At 51.7% G+C, this 23,024-nt stretch carries 19 protein-coding genes and 4 pseudogenes; 4 read left to right on the top strand and 19 right to left on the bottom strand.

Annotated features, from left to right (window positions below; all coding sequences use genetic code 11):
* Positions 1–36 precede the first annotated feature (36 nt).
* The 3 genes from pstS to CS369_RS24075 form a co-directional block, all read right to left on the bottom strand.
* The gene (gene pstS / locus CS369_RS19605) at positions 37–1,080 is read right to left on the bottom strand and encodes a phosphate ABC transporter substrate-binding protein PstS (protein WP_196908367.1); all 1,044 of its coding nucleotides are present in this window, start codon (positions 1,078–1,080) and stop codon (positions 37–39) included.
* A gap of 194 nt (positions 1,081–1,274) precedes the next feature.
* Positions 1,275–1,868, bottom strand: coding sequence for a LysR substrate-binding domain-containing protein (locus tag CS369_RS24080; RefSeq protein ID WP_244665119.1), 594 nt, complete (start codon positions 1,866–1,868; stop codon positions 1,275–1,277).
* The gene (locus CS369_RS24075) at positions 1,841–2,194 is read right to left on the bottom strand and encodes a LysR family transcriptional regulator (protein WP_244665118.1); all 354 of its coding nucleotides are present in this window, start codon (positions 2,192–2,194) and stop codon (positions 1,841–1,843) included. Before CS369_RS24075 ends, CS369_RS24080 begins: the two co-directional genes overlap by 28 nt.
* Before the next feature lie 67 nt (positions 2,195–2,261).
* Here CS369_RS24075 and CS369_RS19595 point away from each other — a divergent pair, with 67 nt between their 5' ends.
* Positions 2,262–2,873, top strand: a complete 612-nt coding sequence (locus tag CS369_RS19595; protein WP_196908366.1) for a LysE family translocator — start codon at positions 2,262–2,264, stop codon at positions 2,871–2,873.
* Positions 2,874–2,941: 68 nt separating this feature from the next.
* On the opposite strand, the gene glmS is transcribed toward CS369_RS19595, so the two are convergent.
* The gene (glmS, locus tag CS369_RS19590) at positions 2,942–4,774 is read right to left on the bottom strand and encodes a glutamine--fructose-6-phosphate transaminase (isomerizing) (RefSeq protein ID WP_196908365.1); all 1,833 of its coding nucleotides are present in this window, start codon (positions 4,772–4,774) and stop codon (positions 2,942–2,944) included.
* A gap of 179 nt (positions 4,775–4,953) precedes the next feature.
* A complete protein-coding gene (gene glmU, locus CS369_RS19585; protein ID WP_196908364.1) occupies positions 4,954–6,327 on the bottom strand; it encodes a bifunctional UDP-N-acetylglucosamine diphosphorylase/glucosamine-1-phosphate N-acetyltransferase GlmU in 1,374 nt (457 codons plus the stop codon).
* 11 nt (positions 6,328–6,338) lie between these two features.
* Between glmU and CS369_RS19580 the strand changes: the two genes are divergently transcribed.
* Together CS369_RS19580 and CS369_RS19575 are read left to right on the top strand one after the other, a co-directional pair.
* Positions 6,339–6,497 carry a hypothetical protein gene (locus tag CS369_RS19580; protein WP_196908363.1) on the top strand — a complete coding sequence of 53 codons (159 nt, stop codon included), beginning with the start codon at positions 6,339–6,341 and terminating at the stop codon, positions 6,495–6,497.
* A 172-nt stretch (positions 6,498–6,669) separates the two neighbouring features.
* Positions 6,670–8,868: a right-handed parallel beta-helix repeat-containing protein gene (locus CS369_RS19575; protein ID WP_196908362.1), complete on the top strand. Its 2,199-nt coding sequence runs from the start codon at positions 6,670–6,672 to the stop codon at positions 8,866–8,868.
* A 99-nt stretch (positions 8,869–8,967) separates the two neighbouring features.
* On the opposite strand, the gene CS369_RS19570 is transcribed toward CS369_RS19575, so the two are convergent.
* The 13 genes and pseudogenes from CS369_RS19570 to asnC form a co-directional block, all read right to left on the bottom strand.
* A complete protein-coding gene (locus tag CS369_RS19570; protein ID WP_196908361.1) occupies positions 8,968–9,387 on the bottom strand; it encodes a F0F1 ATP synthase subunit epsilon in 420 nt (139 codons plus the stop codon).
* A 19-nt stretch (positions 9,388–9,406) separates the two neighbouring features.
* Positions 9,407–10,789 carry a F0F1 ATP synthase subunit beta gene (gene atpD / locus CS369_RS19565; protein WP_196908360.1) on the bottom strand — a complete coding sequence of 461 codons (1,383 nt, stop codon included), beginning with the start codon at positions 10,787–10,789 and terminating at the stop codon, positions 9,407–9,409.
* Between the two features lie 47 nt (positions 10,790–10,836).
* Positions 10,837–11,700: a F0F1 ATP synthase subunit gamma gene (gene atpG / locus CS369_RS19560; protein ID WP_196908359.1), complete on the bottom strand. Its 864-nt coding sequence runs from the start codon at positions 11,698–11,700 to the stop codon at positions 10,837–10,839.
* A gap of 52 nt (positions 11,701–11,752) precedes the next feature.
* Positions 11,753–13,294, bottom strand: a complete 1,542-nt coding sequence (gene atpA, locus CS369_RS19555) for a F0F1 ATP synthase subunit alpha (protein ID WP_196908358.1) — start codon at positions 13,292–13,294, stop codon at positions 11,753–11,755.
* Between the two features lie 12 nt (positions 13,295–13,306).
* Positions 13,307–13,810 (bottom strand): F0F1 ATP synthase subunit delta, encoded by a 504-nt coding sequence (gene atpH, locus CS369_RS19550; protein WP_196908357.1) that lies wholly within the window; start codon positions 13,808–13,810, stop codon positions 13,307–13,309.
* Between the two features lie 14 nt (positions 13,811–13,824).
* A complete protein-coding gene (gene atpF / locus CS369_RS19545; protein ID WP_196908356.1) occupies positions 13,825–14,295 on the bottom strand; it encodes a F0F1 ATP synthase subunit B in 471 nt (156 codons plus the stop codon).
* 60 nt (positions 14,296–14,355) lie between these two features.
* Complete coding sequence (gene atpE, locus CS369_RS19540) at positions 14,356–14,595, bottom strand: F0F1 ATP synthase subunit C (protein WP_005976545.1); 240 nt, start codon at positions 14,593–14,595, stop codon at positions 14,356–14,358.
* Positions 14,596–14,645: 50 nt separating this feature from the next.
* Positions 14,646–15,416 carry a F0F1 ATP synthase subunit A gene (gene atpB, locus CS369_RS19535; RefSeq protein WP_196908380.1) on the bottom strand — a complete coding sequence of 257 codons (771 nt, stop codon included), beginning with the start codon at positions 15,414–15,416 and terminating at the stop codon, positions 14,646–14,648.
* A 27-nt stretch (positions 15,417–15,443) separates the two neighbouring features.
* Positions 15,444–15,820 (bottom strand): annotated as a pseudogene (gene atpI, locus CS369_RS19530) (F0F1 ATP synthase subunit I); the annotation flags it as partial.
* A 617-nt stretch (positions 15,821–16,437) separates the two neighbouring features.
* Positions 16,438–17,058, bottom strand: a complete 621-nt coding sequence (gene rsmG / locus CS369_RS19525) for a 16S rRNA (guanine(527)-N(7))-methyltransferase RsmG (RefSeq protein WP_196908355.1) — start codon at positions 17,056–17,058, stop codon at positions 16,438–16,440.
* An 84-nt stretch (positions 17,059–17,142) separates the two neighbouring features.
* Complete coding sequence (mnmG, locus tag CS369_RS19520; RefSeq protein ID WP_196908354.1) at positions 17,143–19,035, bottom strand: tRNA uridine-5-carboxymethylaminomethyl(34) synthesis enzyme MnmG; 1,893 nt, start codon at positions 19,033–19,035, stop codon at positions 17,143–17,145.
* Between the two features lie 406 nt (positions 19,036–19,441).
* Positions 19,442–19,865: pseudogene (gene mioC, locus CS369_RS19515) on the bottom strand (FMN-binding protein MioC).
* Between the two features lie 91 nt (positions 19,866–19,956).
* Positions 19,957–20,418 (bottom strand): transcriptional regulator AsnC, encoded by a 462-nt coding sequence (gene asnC, locus CS369_RS19510; protein WP_195313263.1) that lies wholly within the window; start codon positions 20,416–20,418, stop codon positions 19,957–19,959.
* Positions 20,419–20,569: 151 nt separating this feature from the next.
* Between asnC and asnA the strand changes: the two are divergent.
* Positions 20,570–21,539: pseudogene (gene asnA / locus CS369_RS19505) on the top strand (aspartate--ammonia ligase).
* A gap of 20 nt (positions 21,540–21,559) precedes the next feature.
* Here asnA and viaA read toward each other — a convergent pair.
* Positions 21,560–23,020: pseudogene (gene viaA / locus CS369_RS19500) on the bottom strand (ATPase RavA stimulator ViaA).
* Positions 23,021–23,024 lie beyond the last annotated feature (4 nt).

Raw genomic sequence — 23,024 nt, 5'->3', positions numbered from 1 at the left:
GTTAACCGCTCAAGGGCTTGCATAGCGTTTCAGTGCTTATTTAAACAGCGCGTTACCGCTGCTGTCTTTTACACTGGTTTTCCACGACGCGCGGATCTGCTCAACCACTTCGTTTGGCAGAGTAGCGTAATCCAGCGCTACCGCTTGCTCACCGCCTTTCTTGAACGCCCAGTCAAAGAACTTCAGCACTTCAGCGCCCTGCTCTGGTTTGTCTTGTTTCTGGTGAACCAGAATGAAGGTGGTAGACGTGATGGGCCATGCGTCAGCACCGTGTTGGTTGGTCAGGTCCTGGGCAAAAGACTTGCTCCAGTCGATGCCCTTGGCCGCGTTGCTAAACGTTTGGCCGGTAGGCTGAACCACTTTACCGTCGGCAGAAACCAGCTTGGTGTATGCCAGGTTATTTTGCTTGGCATAGGCGTATTCAACGTAACCGATAGAGCCCGGCAGACGCTGAACGAACGCGGCAATACCGTCGTTACCTTTACCGCCCAGACCGGTAGGCCAGTTAACCGTAGAACCGGAACCCACTTTTTCTTTCCATTCCGGGTTTACTTTCACCAAATAGCCGGTGAACACGAAAGACGTACCAGAACCGTCAGCACGACGTACAACAGCAATATCCTGATCCGGCAGCTTGGCATTCGGGTTCAGTTTAGTGATAGCCGGGTCATTCCATTTCTTGATTTTACCCAGGTAGATATCGCCTAGCGTCTTGCCATCCAGCGTCAGATCGCCAGATTTAATGCCTGGGACGTTAACGGCCAGAACGATCCCGCCGATCACGGGCGGGAACTGGAACAGGCCATCTTCAGCCAGTTTCTCATCAGCCAGCGGCGCATCAGATGCACCGAAATCAACGGTTTTTGCTTGAATCTGCTTAACGCCGCCAGAAGAACCAATACCTTGGTAGTTAACTTTATTACCCGTTTCTTTCTGGTAAGAGTCTGCCCACTTTGCGTAGACCGGCGCTGGGAACGTAGCACCTGCACCCGTAAGGTTAACGGCAGCTGAGGCGTTGACCGCCGTCAGGGAAAAGGTTGCCATAACAAGACCGGCAATCGTGGTACGCATCAGTTTCATAATCCCTCCTGTGGGATTTTTTAAAGGTGTCGACCCAGATTCTTTATTGATCAGAGTGTAGTTCGCAGGAGGAAAAATAGGACAATTACATGACAGTAAAATGTATTGAATGTGACAGTTTTATGACATACAAAAAATGTTCACGATCAATTGCATTAAACGCGGCATTTTACCTGAACACGCGCGACGTTGATTCAGGCCATAGCGCGTAACCAAGCCAATAAATCTGCCTGAAAAGTATCAGATAATAAAGGGGAAGGCGACAGCAGGCAGTAACAGGAACCCTCCTCGACAAATCCCAGCGGTGCAGCCAGAACGCCACTGGCAATATCATCTCTGACCAATTTCCACGGCCCAATGGCAACCCCTAATCCGGCAACGGCAGCCTGTAAGCTGAAATAAAAATGCTCGAACGTTTGTCCGCTATTGTCATACAGCGGGTGTTGTGTGACCGCACTCCATGTTTGCCAAGCACTTAAACGCGTACGGCTGTGTAAACGGGGCGCAGCGGTTCGCAATGACAACCCATTTCCAGCGGGAGAAAACCAGTCAGTCACGTTATCAGGCTGGCACACAGGCCCGACTTTTTCACTGAACAGGTATTCTGCATGGTAACCGTCAGGTAACGGGAAATCATCGCGCCGAATAGCCAAATCAATGCCAGTGTTAAATGAAAATGCGCCTCCGCCAGCAACCAGATGAATATCCCGATCCGGATGTTTTGCCTGAAACGCTGGCCAACGGGGGATCAGCCAACGCATCAGCAATGTGGGTTCACATGACACCACCCAGCGCCACTGCTGGCGCGCAGTTCACTGGTGGCGCGCTGCATTGCCGTCAGCCCTTCATGTACTGCCTGTGCCAGCGTGCGGCCTGCTTGCGTCAGAAAAACACGACGACTGCGCCGTTCAAACAGCGCAACACCTAAATCATCCTCCAGCATACGCACCGCACGACTAATTGCACCGTGCGTAAGATGTAACGCTTCGGCGACACGCGTGAAGTTCTCAAACCGTGCTGCGGCTTCAAAACAGCGCAAGGCGATCAGTGAAGGAAGGCGGTTTTGATTTACGTCTAATGGTGAGTCTAACTCACCATTACTGTCAGAAATCATCGTTAGTTATCCCTACATCGTTTGCATAGTATATTGATATCTAATTCGATGTTAAAAAAGGTTATGTATGTTTGAATATCTCGCTGTATTCACAATAACACTGTTTGCCGTTATTAGCCCAGGACCTGATTTTGCCATGGTGACGCGCAATAGCCTGATGCTGTCGCGCCGTGCGGGAATCTTAACAGCTGTCGGGATCGGTGGTGGCATTCTGGTCCATGTGAGCTATACCCTGATAGGCATCGGGTTGATCATTCAGCAATCACTGTGGCTGTTCAATATGATCAAACTGATTGGCGCGGCATACCTCATTTGGCTTGGAGTGAAAATGGTTCGAGCCAAACCCGCCAGCGCCCAGCCCGATACCGGTATCGCCTCCGTCTCTGATTGGATAGCGCTACGGACCGGCTTTCTCACCAATGCGTTAAATCCCAAAGCAACGGTATTCATCGTCAGCCTGTTTATGCAGGTAGTAAGCCCACAGACGCCATTGGCGGTGCAAATCGGTTACGGTATTTTTATCTCGGTAGCGCACATCTCATGGTTTTGTCTGGTCGCCCTGTTCTTCTCTTCCGGCGCGATCCGTGAACGACTGCTCGACGTGCGTCATTGGATCGACAGAACCTTTGGCGGCGTATTGATGGGATTGGGGATGTTGTTGGCTTTGGCGCGACGTTGAACGCTTATCACATAAAAAAACCTGCGCATATAGGGCAGGTCCTGTTATGCAGCGCAGTATAACGGCAGTTACTCTACCGTCACCGATTTCGCTAGGTTACGCGGTTGGTCAACGTCAGTGCCTTTGATCAGAGCTACGTGGTAGGAGAGCAACTGCAACGGCACGGTGTAGAAGATTGGGGCAATCACCTCTTCCACATGAGGCAGCAGAATGATGCGCATGTTTTCGCTGCTGGTAAAGCCCGCTTCTTCGTCGGCAAACACATACAGCTCACCGCCGCGCGCGCGCACTTCTTCGATGTTGGATTTCAGTTTTTCCAACAGCCCATTGTTGGGCGCAACCACCACCACAGGCATATCCGCATCAATCAGCGCCAGCGGGCCGTGCTTCAACTCACCCGCCGCGTAGGCTTCTGCATGGATGTAGGAGATCTCTTTAAGCTTCAGCGCCCCTTCCATTGCGATAGGGTACTGATCGCCGCGCCCCAGGAACAGCGCATGGTGCTTATCAGAGAAACCTTCTGCCAGAGACTCAATCAGCTTGTCCTGCGACAGCATCTGCTCAATACGCGCAGGTAGCGCTTGCAGGCCGTGGACGATATCGTGCTCTATCTGGGCATCCATACCGCGCAGACGGCCAATACGCGCCACCAGCATCAGCAGCACCGTTAACTGGGTGGTAAACGCCTTAGTAGACGCCACGCCGATTTCCGTACCGGCTTTGGTCATCAGCGCCAAATAGGATTCACGGACCAGCGAAGATCCCGCCACGTTACAAATGGCCAGCGATCCCAGATACCCCAGCTCTTTGGACAAACGCAGCGCTGCCAGCGTATCCGCCGTTTCACCGGACTGAGAGAGAGTGATCATCAGGCTATTGGCGCGCACTGCCGGTTTGCGGTAGCGGAATTCAGAGGAAATTTCCACATCACAAGGCACACCCGCCAATGCTTCAAACCAGTAACGGGAAACCATGCCTGAGTTGTAGGACGTGCCGCAGGCAATAATCTGAATATGCTGCACTTTAGCCAGCAATTCATCCGCCTTCGGACCCAGTTCAGACAGATTCACTTCACCGTGGTTAAAACGCCCTTCCAGGGTGTTTTTGATCGCCATCGGCTGTTCGTAAATCTCTTTCTGCATGTAATGGCGGTAAGCGCCCTTGTCGCCGGCGTCATAGTTAACTTTGGACTCAATCTCTTCGCGCTCAACCAGTTCGCCCGCGCGGTTGAAAATACGCACAGTGCGGTGCGTCACTTCAGCCACGTCGCCCTCTTCGAGGAACATAAAGCGGCGGGTAATCGGCAGCAGAGCCAGTTGGTCAGACGCGAGGAAGTTTTCACCGACACCACGACCAATCACCAGCGGACTACCGGAACGGGCAGCCACCAGCACGCTCGGATCGCGGCTGTCCATCACCACCATGCCGTAAGCGCCACGCAGTTGAGGGATCACGCGTTTGACCACGTCAACCAGCGCGCCGCCGGTCTGTTGCTGTTCCCAATGCACCAGGTGTGCAACCACTTCTGTATCGGTTTCAGAAACAAAGCGATAGCCGCGCCCGATCAGCGTTTCACGCAGCGGTTCGTGGTTTTCAATAATGCCGTTGTGAACGATGATAATAGGGCCGGAGACGTGCGGGTGCGCATTCTCTTCTGACGGCTCACCGTGCGTTGCCCAACGGGTATGAGCAATGCCCGTACCGCCCGCCAGCGGATGCTCTTCCACCGCTTGCGCCAGCATCTGTACCTTACCCAACCGACGTACTCGGACAACGAGCCCCTCTGCGTCAACCACCGCCAACCCCGCAGAGTCATAACCACGGTACTCAAGGCGGCGAAGCCCTTCTAACAGAATTTCAGAAATATCGCGTTGCGCAACTGCGCCTACAATTCCACACATGGATGTGTATTCCTATACGCGTGACATATTGTGTCACTTTCGACGTCTTAGACCTGATCGTGCCGGTTTTTCCGGCGTCCCTGAGCCTTGTAGAGAGTGAGGGATTATTATGTTTTGCGGAGTGCTTTAGCCTAAAACACTATGCAAAACTGCCTCCACGAAATGGGAGGCGAGATCACTTATTTTTTCTTAACGGGCCGCGCCCAACCTGAAATATGACGCTGTTTTACCCGGCTTATCACCAGCGCATTCTCTTCCACATCGCGCGTTACCGTGGTGCCAGCACCGATGGTCACGCCACTGGCTACGGTCACAGGAGCCACCAGTTGACTGTCAGAACCGACAAACACCCGATCTCCAATCACGGTTTTGTGCTTGTTGGCACCGTCATAGTTACAGGTGATGGTGCCTGCACCAATATTCACATCATCACCAATTTCCGCATCGCCAAGATAGGTCAAATGGCCTGCTTTGGAACCTTTACCCAAGCGCGCCTTTTTCAACTCAACAAAATTGCCAACGTGTGCACCCTGTGCCAGCTCGGCCCCCGGTCGCAGGCGCGCAAAGGGCCCTACCGTACACTCAGCGTCCAGAACCGCATTTTCTAACACGGTGTACGGGCTGAGGACACAATCATCACCGATCACGCTGTCTTTGATGATACAGCCTGCACCAATCTCAACCCGATTCCCTAATGAGACCTGGCCTTCAATGATCACATTAGCATCAATACTCACATCACGTCCGTGCGTCAATGTCCCACGCAGATCAAAACGAGAGGGATCGAAAAACATGACGCCCGCCAGCAGCAGTTTATTGGCCTGTTCCCGCTGATAGACACGCTCCAGCGTCGCCAGTTGCAGGCGGTTATTAACCCCTTCCACTTCGCTCAGATTATCAGGATGTACAGCTTCAACACGGCGGCCTTCTGAAGCGGCCATAGCGATAATGTCGGTGATGTAATACTCGCCTTGCGCGTTGTTATTGTTTAACTGGCTCAGCCAGCGTTTCAGATCCTGACCGTTTGCTGCCAGAATGCCGGTGTTGATTTCGTTAATCTGACGCTGCTGTTCCGTCGCGTCCTTGTGCTCGACAATCCCGACCACAGACCCGTTCTCATCGCGCACAATGCGGCCATAACCGGTGGGGTCGTCCAGTTTCACCGTCAGAAGCGCAATGCCGCCCTGTGGCTTATCCGCCAGCAAGCGCGCCAGCGTGGCGGGTGATATCAAAGGAACATCACCGTACAGCATCAGAATATCTTCATCATCAGCAAAAAACGGCGCCGCCTGCTGCATGGCGTGCCCGGTGCCGAGTTGCTCCGCTTGCAGAACCCAATTCAAATCCGGGTTGGTTAACCTGTCTTTCAGTAAATCGCCACCGTGTCCGTAGACCAAATGCACCTGTTTGGCACCCGTTTCCATAGCCGCATCAATCACATGCTGAACAATCGGCTTGCCAGCGAGCGGATGAAGTACTTTTGGAAGATCGGAATACATACGTGTTCCTTTGCCAGCGGCAAGGATAACCACGCTTATGACACTGTTAGACATGCACCACCCTGATGAAACGAATTGATAACCCACGGATTCAATTGGATGAAAGTAAACCCGTTATCGCTGCGGATTACTACATATTTTTCAACGAAAAATACCACAATGCCGCGCGTGGCGAGGAAAAAGAAAGTGTACCCAAATCTAAACCTCACTGGTGGTTTTTTTAATTCATCTTTTCCGAAAAATGGCTAAAACGCGACGGCGGATAGTGAATTCCTATTTCATGAAAAAAAGACTTTTGTTTTATATGTTTCCATTTGTGACAAACATAAAAGAAACATCGTTTCATTTATGTCATCATAGCCCCACAACTCAATAAACAATACCCAAGGGGATACAATGGAACTCAGTGCTTTACAGCTTGCCACGGTAGCCCTGGCGCCGTCCTTTCTGTTCCTTAGCATGACTGCACACGCAACTGAACAACCCGCTCCGGTATGCCACAGCATCGCCTTCGGCCAATCGATCGACGTTAACTTCTCCTCCAACGTTCTGCCGGAAAAAGTTGGCGTTAACGATGTCACCATCAACGGCAAAAAACTGACGGTTGACGATAAGGCCGACCTCTCAGAGCCGATCACTATCGAGAGCCGCGGCGGTAAAATCGCCAACACGCACGATGGACTAACCTTCTTCTACACTACGCTGCCTGCCAATGTGAACTTTACCTTGCAAGCCACCGTGACCGTCGATCAGTTTGGCCCCGAAAATGGCGCTAAACCGGCCGCACAGGAAGGGGCTGGGATTCTGGTGCGCGACATTATTGGGGCACCGCGTCAAAATCCGTTGAAGGAAGGCTATGAGGAGTTCCCTGCTGCCTACAATATGGTGATGAATGCCATCATGACGCAGGATAAGAAATCCCATACGGAAGTCCGGTTGCAAGCCATAGTGCGTAACGGCGTGCTGCAACCGTGGGTTAACGCGGGTGCCAAGATCATCAAGACCAATATTCAGGAAAAAATTAACCTGGAACAGACCCCTTCTTTCCGTATGAAGGTGGAACGTACCAATGACGGTTTTGTGACATCCTATGCGCCCAAAGACAGCGACAACTGGGTAAGCAAAGACGTGAAAGGGGCGGACCTCGTCACCAAACTGGATAAAGATCATTACTATGTGGGCTTCTTCGCATCACGTAACGCCAAAATCACTGTCAGTGATGCGCAGTTGACTACGTCTCCGGCACAAACCAAAGCGTCTCCGGAATTCAAATTTTCCGCATTTGCCCCGGTATTGCAGGTGATGTCCTCGACCAAGAGCACGAGCGATAACTATGACGTGCAACTACGTGCCAACTATGCTGGTACCGTCACCATCACTCAGGGCGATAAAGCGCTGGGCGCAGCACATACCTTTAAAGCCGGTGAGACGCTCAGCGTTCCTGCCAAGCTGAGCGCAGGCAGTGACTTCAAAATCGTTTATCTGCCAACAGAAGGCGATGATAAAACAGCGAAAGAAGCAACGTTCAGCGTAAAGAAAGTCAAACTGGCCGATGCCAAAAATGTCTATGTTTCTGCGCAAGGTCAGGCAAGCAACGATAGCAGCAAAACTGCCCCGTTAGATTTCGCAACCGCTATTAACGTATTGCCAGCAGGAGCAACCTTATGGCTAGCAGACGGCGATTACAGTGCTTCTTCCATTCCCGTCAGCGCCAGCGGTAGCCAGAAAGCACCGAAAAAACTGTTCGCTCAGGACAAAAAAGCAGTGATTCACGGCCTGCAACTGAATGCCAGCCATTGGCATGTGAAAGGCGTCGAAATCACTGAGAAGCCGTTCCGTATCGAAGGCAGCTACAACACCATCGAACAAGTACTGGCGCACCACTGTGACGACACAGGGATTCAGGTTTCTTCTTCCGGTGACGTAGGCCGTCCGCTGTGGGCAAGCCACAACCTGATTCTGAACTCGGAATCACACAGCAACCAGGATCCAGGCAAAATCAACGCCGACGGTTTTGCGGTGAAAATGCGCGTGGGTGAAGGCAACGTGATTCGCGGTGCGTTCTCTCACAACAACATCGACGATGGTTTTGACCTATTCAACAAGATTGAAGACGGCGCTAACGGCGTTGTGGTGATCGAGAATTCAATTGCCATTAACAACACCAGCAACGGTTTCAAAATGGGCGGCGAAGGTCAGCCAGTTGCGCACAAAGTGAAAAACAGCATCGCTGTTGGCAACCAACTGGATGGTTTTACTGATAACGTCAACCCCGGCGCGCTGGTGGTAGAAAACAACACGGCGCTGGATAACCAACGCTTCAACTTTATTTTCCGTCCAAGTCCTTACTCTGGCCCGGAAAAACAAGGCGTGTTTAAAAATAACGTGTCCCTGAAAACTCAAGAAGGCAAGTACGACGACGCCGTGGTGGGTAACGTGGACAACAGCAACTTCTTTATCAAAGACGGTCGCTCTGTTAACGCTCAGGGAAAAGAGATCACCGTGAAGAACTTTGTCTCCGTCAAAGTGCCGGAAACCTTCGCACGCGATGCGAAAGGCAACCTGGTACTGGGTGATTTCCTCAAGAAGAAATGATTGACTGAAAAAAGTCCGGATAAGCGGCGGGGATAACCCCGCCGTTTTTTGTCTATAAAAAAAGGCCGATCTATCGATCGGCCTTTTTAACTGAGCAAGTTACATCACTTTTTTCGTCAGCTCAATAACACGCAGCTTCGCAATCGCTTTCGACAATTCTGCGGAAGCCTGTGCGAAATCCACATCTCCATGCGAATTGCGAATGTGATCTTCCGCTTTACGCTTGGATTCCAGCGCGCGCGCTTCATCAAGGTCCTGCCCACGGATGGCGGTATCGGACAGCACGGTCACGGAGTTCGGTTGCACCTCAAGAACGCCGCCTGATAGATAGATATACTTTTCTTCGCCGTGTTGCTTAACGATACGCACCATACCAGGTTTAATGGCAGTGAGCAGCGGGGCGTGGCCAGGGTAGATACCCAGTTCGCCCTCACTCCCCGTCACCTGGATCTTTTGCACCAGGCCGGAGAACATTTCCTGTTCTGCGCTAACGACATCCAGATGGTAAGTCATAGCCATATCAACCTCCTAACAGACGTTACAGTTTCTTGGCTTTTTCCACTGCTTCGTCAATGGAGCCAACCATGTAGAACGCCTGCTCCGGCAGATGGTCGTATTCACCGTCCATGATGCCTTTAAAGCCGCGGATGGTGTCTTTCAGTGACACGTATTTGCCCGGAGAACCGGTAAATACTTCTGCCACGAAGAACGGCTGCGACAGGAAGCGCTGGATTTTACGCGCACGGACAACGACCAGTTTGTCTTCTTCAGACAGCTCGTCCATACCCAGGATCGCGATGATATCCTTCAGTTCCTGATAGCGTTGCAGAATGGACTGCACGCCACGCGCAACGTCGTAGTGTTCCTGACCAACCACCAGCGGATCCAATTGACGGCTGGTGGAATCCAGCGGGTTAACAGCCGGGTAGATACCCAGAGACGCGATTTGACGGCTCAGTACCACGGTCGCATCCAAGTGGGCGAAGGTGGTGGCTGGCGACGGGTCAGTCAAGTCATCCGCAGGGACGTATACGGCCTGAACAGACGTGATAGAACCGGTTTTGGTGGAGGTGATACGTTCTTGCAGCACGCCCATATCTTCCGCCAGCGTCGGCTGATAACCTACCGCTGAAGGCATACGACCCAGCAGTGCGGATACTTCCGTACCGGCCAGGGTATAACGGTAGATGTTATCGACGAACAGCAATACGTCACGGCCTTCATCACGGAATTTTTCCGCCATGGTCAGGCCAGTCAGAGCTACGCGCAGACGGTTGCCTGGCGGCTCGTTCATCTGGCCGTAGACCAGTGATACTTTGTCGATAACGTTGGAGTCGGTCATTTCGTGGTAGAAGTCGTTACCTTCACGGGTACGTTCCCCTACACCGGCAAATACGGAGTAACCGGAGTGCTCGATCGCGATGTTACGGATCAGCTCCATCATGTTTACCGTTTTACCTACACCAGCACCACCGAACAGGCCCACTTTACCGCCCTTGGCGAACGGACACATCAGGTCGATAACCTTGATACCCGTTTCCAGCAGTTCCTGGGAGTTGGAGAGCTCTTCGTAGCTCGGCGCCTGGCGGTGAATCGCCCAACGCTCTTCTTCGCCGATCTCGCCTTTCATGTCGACCGGTTCGCCCAGTACGTTCATGATACGGCCCAGCGTGGCTTTACCTACCGGGACTTCGATCGGATGACCCAGGCTGGTCACTTTCAGCCCGCGACGCAAACCGTCAGAAGAACCCATTGCAATACAACGAACAACGCCGCCGCCCAACTGTTGCTGCGTTTCCAGCACCAGTTTTTCAGCACCGTTTTCAACCTCAAGCGCATCGTACACGTTAGGTACGGCATCTTGCGGGAACTCGACGTCGACCACGGCGCCGATTACCTGGATGATCTTTCCAGTTGCCATCTTGAATCCTCTACGTAATTCGACAATACCTAATTCGTAAACCTGGTTTAAACCGTGGAGGCTCCCGATACGATCTCGGTGAGTTCCTGCGTGATGCTGGCCTGACGAGCCTTGTTGTAAACCAACTGCAACTCTTTGATCAGGCTATCGCCGTTATCCGCTGCGGCTTTCATCGCAACCATACGAGCGGCCTGTTCACTGGCCAGGTTTTCTACGACGCCCTGATAAACCTGAGACTCCACATAGCGGCGCAACAGGGTATCCAGCAGCGACTTAGGATCGGGTTCATACAGGTAATCCCAGGATTTCTTCTTCAGTTCGCCATCGTCCGCAGGCGGCAGAGGCAGAAGCTGAACCACTTGGGGTTCCTGAGACATGGTATTGATGAACTTGTTACTCACAATGTACAGCTTGTCCAGACGACCTTCGTCATAGGCTTGCAGCATCACTTTTACCGGCCCGATCAGTACGGACAGGCTAGGGTTATCCCCCATGCTGGTAACCTGAGCAACAACGTTACCGACCACAGAACCGAAGAACGAAACCCCTTTGGAACCGATCATCGCCAGATCGCTCTGTACGCCTTTATCGCTCCAGGCTTTCATGTCTGCCAGCAATTTTTTGAACAGGTTAATGTTCAAGCCACCGCACAGGCCACGGTCCGTGGACACCACCAAATACCCGACGCGCTTAACGTCACGCTCTTCCAGGTACGGATGTTTATATTCCAGATTCCCTAACGCCAGGTGCCCAATCACCGTGCGGATGGTCTCTGCATAAGGACGGCTGGCCGCCATACGATCCTGCGATTTACGCATTTTGGAAGCGGCGACCATTTCCATCGCTTTAGTGATCTTCTGCGTGTTCTGGACGCTTGCGATCTTACTACGTATCTCTTTTGCGCCGGCCATCTTTGCATCTCCTCAATGCCCGTAGGCCTGCCATCAGGCAGGCCTACGGGCGTTACCAGGACTGGGTTGCCTTGAAGGTATCAAGGATAGTTTTGAACTTACCCTCGATCTCATCGTTATAAACACCAGTCTGGTCGATTTGTTGCAGAAGATCGCCGTGTTCGCGGTCGGCATACGCCAACAGCGCCGCTTCGAAGCTGTCTACTTTCGCCAGTTCAACATCAGCCAGATAGCCACGTTCAGCGGCGAACAGCACCAGAGACTGCTGCGCAACCGACATCGGCGCATACTGTTTCTGCTTCAGCAGTTCAGTTACTTTCTGACCATGATTCAGCTGCTTACGCGTTACATCATCCAAATCCGAAGCGAACTGGGAGAACGCCGCCAATTCACGATACTGCGCCAGAGCGGTACGAATACCACCGGACAGTTTCTTCATGATCTTGGTCTGCGCTGCACCACCCACGCGGGATACGGAAATCCCTGGGTTAACTGCAGGACGGATACCGGCGTTGAACAGGTTCGATTCCAGGAAGATCTGACCATCGGTAATCGAGATTACGTTGGTCGGAACGAACGCGGAAACGTCACCTGCCTGAGTTTCGATGATCGGCAGCGCCGTCAATGAACCGGTTTTCCCTTTAACTTCACCCTTGGTAAACGCTTCTATGTAATCGGCGTTAACGCGTGCCGCGCGCTCCAACAAACGGGAGTGGAGGTAGAAAACGTCACCAGGGTAAGCTTCACGACCTGGCGGACGACGGAGCAGCAGGGAAATCTGACGATAAGCGACGGCCTGTTTGGACAAGTCATCGTAAATGATCAGTGCATTTTCACCGCGGTCACGGAAGTATTCACCCATCGCACAACCGGCATACGGAGCCAGATATTGCAGTGCGGCAGATTCAGACGCCGTTGCGACCACAACAATGGTGTTGGCCAATGCGCCGTGCTCTTCCAGTTTACGCACCACGTTGGAGATAGTGGAAGCTTTCTGGCCGATGGCAACGTACACGCACTTGATGCCGGAATCACGCTGATTGATGATGGCGTCGATAGCCAGTGCGGTTTTACCCGTCTGACGGTCGCCGATGATCAATTCACGCTGACCACGACCAATCGGGATCATGGCGTCAACGGACTTGTAGCCCGTCTGTACCGGCTGATCAACAGATTGACGTTCGATAACGCCCGGTGCGATCGCTTCTACCGGAGAGAACCCGTCGTTCTCAACCGGGCCTTTGCCGTCGATAGGTGCACCCAGGGTGTTCACCACGCGGCCCAGCAGGCCACGGCCAACCGGCACTTCCAGAATACGGCCGGTACACTTGACCTTCATGCCTTCGGCGAGGTTAGAGTACGGACCCATCACCACCGCACCAACAGAGTCGCGCTCCAGGTTCAGGGCGATAGCGTAACGGTTGCCGGGCAGGGAGATCATCTCCCCCTGCATCACATCGGCCATGCCGTGTACGCGAATGATCCCGTCACTGACGGAAACAATAGTACCTTCATTGTGAGCTTCGCTCACCACATTGAACTGAGCAATGCGCTGCTTGATCAGTTCGCTGATTTCGGTAGAATTCAGTTGCATGCTCCAGTCCCCTTAAGACTGCAAGACGTCTGCTAGGCGTTCCAGACGGCCGCGAATGCTGCCATCTATCACCATATCGCCCGCGCAGATCACCACGCCTGCGACAACAGACTTATCAATTTTGCAATTCAGCTTCACTTTGCGTGACAGGCGTTTTTCCATGGCGGAAGTAATCTTGTCCAGCTGCGGTTCACTCAGTGCACTCGCGGAGGTGACTTCGACGTCAACCGTCGACTCCTGCGCGGCGCGGAGTTGCGCAAACTGTTCCAGAACTTCAGGAAGCACCAGTAAACGCCCATTTTCCGCCATCACCTTAATCAGGTTCTGGCCGGACTCATCCAGCTGATCGCCACACACGTCAATGAAAGTGCTCGCCAGCAGATTCGGTGCCATAGCACCGGACAGCAGAGCGGCAAACGCCAGCATGTTCTGCCAGCGTTCAACGGCCTGATGTTCAACCGCAAAGTCAAAAGCTGCTTTGGCGTAGGGGCGAGCTACCGTGACAAATTCAGACATCGGCCCCTCCCTCCTTACAGTTCAGCGACCAGTTTATCAACGATGTCGCTGTTAGCAGCTTCATCCACGGAACGTTCAATAATCTTCTCGGCACCGGTAATCGCCAGCATGGCAACCTGTTTACGCAGCTCTTCACGAGTACGTTTACGTTCGGCTTCAATTTCAGCCTGCGCCTGCGCCACGATTTTGCTACGTTCAGCTTCTGCTTCCGCTTTGGCCTCATCCAGGATCTGAGCACGACATTTATTGGCTTGCTCGACGATCACCTGAGCTTCCGCTTTGGCTTTTTTCAGCTGATCGGTGGCATTGGCCTGAGCTAAGTTCAAATCTTTTTTGGCACGTTCCGCAGAAGCCAAACCGTCAGCAATCTCTTTCTGACGCTTCTCGATGGCAGCTATTAACGGCGGCCATACAAACTTCATGCAAAACCAGACAAACAGGACGAACGCAATGGCTTGGCCGAGGATTGTTGCATTAATATTCACAGCACAATGCCTCTTTTAAGTTAAATAATTGATGTTAAATACCTAACCGGTGTTACCGGGTTAGGCGACCGCAAACATCACATACAGGCCCAGACCAACAGCAATCATCGGAATGGCGTCAACCAGACCCATAACGATAAAGAACTGTGTACGCAGCAGAGGAATCAGGTCAGGCTGGCGAGCCGCGCCTTCCAAGAATTTACCACCCAGAATGCCGATACCGATCGCAGCACCGATCGCCGCCAGACCCATCATCAACGCGGCAGCCATGTACAGCAGATCCACACTCAGGTTTTCCATGACAGTCTCCAGTTTGTTTCAGTTAGAACGTTATTGTGTTGAAAGAAAAATCAATGCTCTTCAGATGCCATCGAGAGATAAACAACCGTCAGAACCATGAAAATAAAGGCCTGAAGCGTAATGATCAGGATGTGGAATATTGCCCAAGGCACATTCAACAACCATTGCGACCACCACGGCAGCAAACCGGCAATCAGGATGAAGATCAACTCACCCGCATACATGTTGCCAAACAGTCGCAAGCCGAGTGAAACCGGTTTGGACAGCAGGCTGACACCTTCAAGAATCAGGTTGATGGGAATAAAGACCGGATGGTTGAAAGGTTGCATGGTCAGTTCTTTAACAAAACCGCCAACGCCTTTCATTTTGATTCTGTAGAACAGCACCAGGATAAACACGCCCAACGCCATTGACAGTGTGATGTTGACATCCGCCGTTGGTACTACGCGCAGATAAGGCAATCCAATCCAATGCTCGCCGATAAAGGGCAGAAGATCGATCGGCAACAGATCCATGGCGTTCATCAGGAACACCCAAACGAAAATGGTCAGCGCCAAAGGGGCAATAAGTTTGCTTTTGCCATGGAACATGTCACGCACGTTGCCATCAACAAAACCGATGATCATCTCCACAAAGGTTTGCAGTTTACCGGGCACGCCGCTGGTCGCGTTCTTTGCAACCTTGCGGAAAATGACCAGAAACAGGATCCCAAGTGCGATTGAGAAAAACATAGAATCGACGTTAATCGACCAGAACCCCGAACCTACCTGTAAATGTTTCAGGTGATGACCGATATACTCTTGGGGAGTAGATGCAGACATGATGTTCCTTACCCTGTTGTTGTTAATACGGTAACGGTTAACGATGGCTGGCGCCACTATCTGCATGATCAGCACCGCCAGGTAGGTCAGACCAAGGGGAACAAACGCCGCCTTGAACAACTCTAACGCCACCACCAGAAACGCGATGGTGATAAATACTTTTAACGCTTCGCCAATAGCAAACGACCAGGCAACGCGCCCCTCTATGGGCTTACCCGCCTGATGCCGCAAGGCGAACAGCACAAAGCACACGTTCGGCAGCCACACCGCCAGTCCCCCGGCTAAAGCGGAAGCCCCACCTCAACGCTCCGCAGGCAAAAAACAGCGCTGACCAAAACGAACGTAACCGCCTGTAGCATCAACCCCAAAAAGGCCGGTTTTACACTGTAAAGGGAGACAGACATGCGTTTTGCTCTTCATTCCTGTTCCAGAGGCTGACTGACGTATAAAACTGCCTTTATTCCATCGAGTCAAGCGGCAAAAAACGAGCAAATTATACGGTTCACGCCTGCGAATTCAATCGATAAGTAGCAAAAAGGTGAACAATAATTTAAATCTCTTATTCAAGCCCTATTTTTACTAACAATCCAGGCGGCAACCGCGGCCCGTAAGCCTTTCAATAACCCGATAATATGTGATATCAATCACATAAAAATGACATATAGGCTTTATATCAGATCTGATTTTTTTAAGTCTTTAGCAAAAATAGCTATTTATCTTAATTAAATTCAAATAGTTAAATAACGACTCTTTTTAAAACGCCCCGAAAACATCCCGTGCACTGCGTATTGACATCATTAACATTATTTTTTATGTCTTTAACATCTGGATTTTTCATCTGCAATCTACAACGGCAATTAATTTCTTAGGTTACTATTCGAAGAGAAACAAATAGTGTGCAAGGCTGCCAGGTTTTGTAAAAAATGGTGATCGGGTGTCCATTTTTTCTCAAATAATACCCTTCGGGATTAAAAGGTCTCTCTGATACAATTAGTTATAATTTATTTGATAAAACGCAAAATTAGTTTGCTTTAAGAATCACCAAATGGCGTTCACCGTCCAATTCAGGTACCGATAAACGTACAATGCGCTCTACCGCTATCGATGTAGGTAATGCGGTTAATTCTTCTTCCGGCACTACCCCTTTCAGGGCATAAAAACGTCCGTTTGCCGGTGCAGGCAGATGTTTGCACCACGCAAGCATATCAAGCAAAGAGGCAAAAGCACGGCTGATAACGCCATCGAAAGGCGGTTCAGCGGTGAATTCCTCGACCCGAGACTGCACCGGAAAGACATTATCCAACTTGAGTTCATGCTGAACCTGACGTAGAAAACGCACACGTTTTCCCAGGCTATCTAGCAGAGTGAATGAAGCTGAGGGGCGTACAATAGCCAGTGGAATACCCGGTAATCCCGGCCCGGTTCCCACATCGATAAACCAATCGCCCTGCAAATGCGGCTCAACCACAATACTATCCATGATATGCCGTACCAGCATCTCCTGCGGGTCGCGCACTGACGTGAGATTATAAGCCTTGTTCCACTTGTGAAGCAGTTCGACATACTGGATTAGCGAATTTTTTTGTTGTTCACTGATCAAAATGCCAGCCCGCTGCAACAGAGCGTCTAATTTGTGTTTCACGCGCTTATCCTTCCATATCTGATGAAACGTGGCTGCCAGGAACAGCCACAAAATGGCACACCACAGTGCGCCTATCTGCATCGGTTATGAGGCGCTGTGGCGCAGCAGCCCTTGTTTTTTCAGCCAAACCAGTAGAATAGAGATCGCTGCTGGGGTAATTCCCGAAATACGCGATGCCTGACCAATAGATCCCGGTTTGTGGTCGTTGAGTTTGGCTTTCACTTCGTTGGAAAGCCCGCTCACCTGACCATAATCCAGATCCGCTGGCAGCACGGTACTCTCATTGCGCAGCTGTTTTTCAATCTCGTCCTGCTGACGCGCAATGTACCCTTCATACTTCACCTGGATTTCAACCTGCTCTGCCGCCTGAACATCCGTCAGCGCGGGCGAGAACATCGGTAACGAGGTCAGGGTAGCGTAATCCATCTCAGGGCGACGTAGCAGTTCCTCACCAGTCGCTTCTCGCGACAGCGGCGTTTTCAGCAACGCGTTCACCGCCTCTCTCTGTTCAATGTGGGGATGCACGCGAATTTCGCGTAGACGCTGGCGTTCCTGCTCAATCTGTTCCAGCTTCTCGTTGAAGCGCGCCCAACGATAATCGTCTACCATCCCCAGTTCACGGCCAATTTCAGTGAGACGCTGATCGGCGTTGTCTTCGCGCAGCATCAGGCGGTATTCGGCACGCGAGGTGAACATGCGGTAGGGTTCTTTGGTACCGAGCGCACACAGATCGTCCACCAGCACACCCAGATACGCCTGATCGCGACGCGGGAACCAACCGTCCTGATCGAACGCCAGACGTACGGCGTTCAAGCCAGCCAACATGCCCTGAGCAGCGGCCTCTTCGTAACCGGTTGTGCCGTTTATCTGTCCGGCAAAGAACAAACCGTGGATGAATTTGCTTTCCAGCGTAGGTTTAAGATCGCGCGGATCGAAGGAATCGTATTCGATAGCATAGCCAGGGCGCACGATCTTGGCGTTTTCCATGCCTTGCATCGAACGAACGATTTGCCACTGTACGTCGAAGGGCAGGCTGGTCGAAATACCGTTGGGGTAAATCTCGTTACTGGTCAGCCCTTCAGGTTCAAGGAAAATCTGATGCGCATTGCGATCGGCAAAGCGCATCACCTTGTCTTCGATCGACGGACAATAACGCGGACCAATCCCCTCGATCACACCGGCATACATCGGGCTGCGATCCAGGTTATTGCGGATCACCTCATGGGTTTTTTCATTGGTGTGCGTAATGTAACACGGCATCTGCGCCGGGTGCTCGCTGGCGTTCCCCAGGAACGAGAACACCGGCATTGGGTTATCACCGTGCTGTTGCCCCAGCACGCTGAAATCAATGGTGCTCGCATCGATACGCGGTGGAGTACCGGTTTTAAGGCGGCTGACACGCAACGGCAGCTCACGCAGTCTGCGCGATAGCGGTATGGAGGGCGGATCGCCAGCACGTCCACCACTGTAGTTATCCAGACCGATGTGAATTTTACCATCAAGGAATGTCCCCACGGTCAGCACCACCGTTTTGGCGCGGAATTTCAGTCCCATTTGGGTGACAGCACCGACCACACGATCGTTCTCAACAATAAGATCGTCAACCGCCTGCTGGAAGATAGTCAGGTTCGGCTGGTTCTCCAGCGCAGTGCGTACTGCCTGACGATAAAGCACGCGATCCACCTGCGCACGGGTAGCACGAACGGCAGGACCTTTACTGTTGTTTAGTATTCTAAACTGAATACCGCCCCGATCGACCGCGCGAGCCATCAGGCCGCCCATGGCGTCGATCTCTTTAACCAGATGTCCCTTTCCGATCCCACCAATAGCCGGATTGCAGGACATTTGTCCAAGTGTATCGATATTGTGTGTCAATAACAGGGTTTGACGCCCCATGCGTGCAGCTGCCATGGCGGCTTCTGTGCCCGCATGGCCACCGCCGATCACGATGACGTCAAAAGGATCTGGATAAAACATGGTACTGCACCTCGCGTGGTGTTAACGAGAATAGTCGGGTTAACGATGTGTGCCTAAGATCATTGCTTGCCTTGGGGAAGGGGATTCTACTCAAGTTTACGCAAACGACAAGCCCGTTGGATCGTCGGTAGTTAAAGAAAGATATTTTTATATAGAGATCTTTTTATTGGATCTATTATTATGATCCATACTGCTTGTGGATAAGTACTTTTTCCAGATGAAGATCAACAAATTGTTGATGATCGTTTGCTGTGAATGATCGGTTATTCTGTACCGTATAGCTTGGGATCAAAACAGTTGGTTATTCACATGACAAAAAACGAACAACGGTAGTTATTGGGATAACTACCGGTTTTCACCCGGATATACATAACGTTATACACAATTAAGTGGCTAAATAAACCGCTTAATCGAGTAATTCTACCCACGGAGCCAACCAGATTTCTGCTGGATCCTCGGGAATATCGTGCTCGGTGATGTCGATCTGCAACATCTCGCCGATCCTTTTTGCGCCACGATCCGCAAGAATTCGATCCACGGTAACGATCGCACCGCAGAAGGTGTCGTACTCTTTGCTGCCGATCCTGCGAAAGATCCGCTTTCCGATCGCTAATCTGCTTAAACAACGGTTGCAGGTTATCCGGTAATTCACCGGCACCGTGGGTTGAGCTCACCAGTAGCCATACTCCGCTCTGCGGGAGGTCGTTCAGTTGCGGGCCATGCTGAACATCAGTGGAAAAGCCTTGCTGTTCCAGTAACTCGGCCAGATGTTCTGCCACATACTCCGCACTGCCTAACGTACTGCCGCTGATAAGCGTAATGTCTGCCATGCTCGATCCCGTCCGAATAAAAGATGCGGTATTGTACGCTGTGATCGAGCTGTTATCTACCTGTGGATAATAGGGATATACCTGTTGACGTTTACGGGGTGATCGTCCGCATGATCGGGTTCTGTAGCGAGATCAGGGTTTCCGTGGACTGAATTTCATCGATGGTCTGGATCTTGTTGATAAGTACGTGTTGCAGTGCGTCAATGGAACGGCACATGACTTTGATGAAAATGCTGTAATGCCCGGTGGTGTAGTAGGCTTCTACCACTTCTTCCAGGTTATTCAGTTTCTCCAGGGCTGAGGGGTAATCCTTGGCGCTTTTTAAAATGATGCCGATAAAGCAGCACACGTCATAACCGAGTTGCTTGGGGCTGACATCAACCCGGGTGCCGACAATAATGCCTGCCTGCTTCATTTTTTCGACGCGAACGTGGATGGTGCCAGGGCTCACCGAAAACTGCTTGGCCAATTCGGCATAAGGGGTGCGGGCATTTTCCATTAAAGCGTTTAGAATGCCGCGATCGAGATTATCGATCTGATAAATTTCAGTCATAATTTTTCCTTATATTTAGCTCTTTCTCATTTTTAGCATGCGTTAAATGAGGAATCAAAACCACGATGCCTGTTTCTTTGCTGGATTATTGAGTTTCACCGCCATTATATTGCTTAATTGCACAATAGACAGTGACGACGGACATGGGTAAATGAAAAAGAGCTATATCGAAAAACAACAACAAATTGCATTTGTGAAATCCTTTTTCTCCGTACAGTTAGCGCAGAAACTGGGTCTGATTGAAGTTCAGGCCCCGATACTGAGCCGCGTGGGCGATGGTACTCAGGATAACCTTTCCGGCAGCGAGAAAGCGGTACAGGTACACGTGAAAGCATTGCCTGACGCCACGTTCGAAGTGGTGCACTCCCTGGCGAAATGGAAGCGTAAAACCTTGGGTGACTATGATTTTAGCGCCGGGGAAGGGATCTATACCCACATGAAGGCACTGCGCCCGGATGAAGATCGCTTGAGCCCGATCCACTCTGTTTATGTCGATCAGTGGGATTGGGAACGCGTAATGGGGGATGGCGAGCGTTCCATCGGTTATTTGAAATCCACCGTTAACAATATTTATCAGGCAATAAAAAGCACCGAAGCCGAGGTTAGCAGCAAGTTTGGTCTGGCCCCTTTCCTGCCGGAAACCATTCATTTTGTTTACAGCGATACGCTGCTCAAGCGTTATCCTGAACTGGATTCCAAAGGGCGCGAACGTGCCATCGCCAAAGAGCTGGGTGCCGTACTCCTAATAGGCATTGGCGGGGCATTGTCTCACGGTGAGCGTCATGATGTGCGTGCGCCGGATTATGATGACTGGTCGTCAGCGGGTGAACAGGGTCTGAAAGGGTTGAACGATGATATCCTGGTGTGGAACCCGGCGTTAAACGATGCTTTCGAGCTCTCTTCCATGGGGATTTGTGTCGATGCTGAGGCGCTCCAACGTCAATTGACGCTGACGGGGGATGTCGATCGTCTGGCACTGGAGTGGCATCAGGCGCTGATGCGTGGTGACATGCCGCAAACCATTGGTGGCGGTGCTGCTACTGCAACTGGCGCACATTGGTCAGGTGCAGTGCGGTGTATGGCCACAGCCGGTCAGAGAATCCGTGCCTGCATTGCTGTAATTGCTGTAGAAGCGCTACGCTCAGGCGTGGCGCAATCGCCGCAGTAAACGTCCTTTTAACCCGGTATCCACGTGCCAGATATGGTCGAAAATGTGCAGGATGCTGGTTTTTCCATGCTGTGACATCGCAACGGCATGAAAACGATGGTGATGTCGTTGCCGCACGCGTTGCACTGTCTCTTCAGACAAGCGCTGTGCGATAAAATCAGAAATCATAACCGCATCGGCATCGTGCCACACATCATCTTCCAGTTTGTCCAGCAGCGCTGACATACAGGCTGCCATATCGGTGCCGCCACGAAATGATTGACCAAGAAAGCGCGTGGCCTGTTCGATACCGGTGACGGCAGTCAGCTCGTAGCGCACGATGTCGGTGGCAAACAGCATAATGTAGCAGCGGCGATTATCGGCAAGGGCGATGCGCATGAGTGCCAGGCAGAAGGCTTTGGCGCAGCGTTCATTGAAACCGCCCATCGACCCTGAAGTATCTACACAAACAATAAAAGGGCCTCTGGGCTGCTGTTCGTTTTGCTGATGTGAAACCGGGCACTCTATTACCTTTTCGTGCAAGCTTTCCCCCTGTAACCGATAGGTCAACAACCGCCGTTCCAACAAGCGACGATAGAATTCATATTCCAGCTCTTTGATGCTCATGTCGGCCAATTCGGCGGGGAGCAGGTGCAGAATATCATCGCTTTGATGGATGCCATCCACTTGCTCTGGCACCGTATCCGGTTCACGAACCATCACGCGGAACGCTTCGCGCGGTGCTTCAGTGGAGAGAATGGATTTGGTCTCCCGGCTGCGACCTAAACGCTCGGCCAGGCGCTGCAATGAAGGCTGCTTTTGTAGAAAGTCGCAGAAGTTAATCAGGGTTTGCTGCTCGGTTTTTATCAATTTTCCCGCGCTGAGATCCCATAATCGTCCGGCGGCTGTCTAGTTCTCCGCCAGAACGGCTTCCAGTTTGCCGGTCAGCGTTAGCCGCTGCTGTAATTCATCGAGCAGGATCTCTTTTTCTGCCTCCATCAATTGATGGTGCAAGGAGACCGTTTGCAAAGAGAGGCTCATTTTCCAGCGCTGCAAGAACAAAGCGTGGAAGGCGTTGCTAAACCGCTGCCCAAGCGTCGGTTCTGTCTGAGCGATCAGCTTGTTGGCCTGAGAAAGAAAAGGCGAGTCCACCGTTTGTAGCGTATCAACGATACGGGGAATACGTGACTGAAAGGTCAGATTGTCGATGGTCTGGGTATTTTGATAGCAGGTAAATTCCCGCTCCAGATCGGCGGGTGCCACGGTTGCACGCAGGCGCTGTTTGAGTGACGCTTTCCATTCGGGCAGATCGTGCAGCAGCGCCGCTTTCATTCTCCGGTGCTGTTCAAGAAAGGCCGCAAGCTGCGGCGTCGCCAACAGCGCGAGAACCAGGTCGTCCAAGAGCTCGTTTTCGTCAATGGACAACAGCATTTCCAGCGATTCCAACGTCAACATTTGA

It is taken from the genome of Candidatus Symbiopectobacterium sp. 'North America' (assembly GCF_015762685.1).
Taxonomy (GTDB): Bacteria; Pseudomonadota; Gammaproteobacteria; order Enterobacterales; family Enterobacteriaceae; genus Symbiopectobacterium.
The sequence above is the reverse complement of the archived record's forward strand: the minus strand, read 5'-3'. Positions and strand labels throughout refer to the sequence as shown.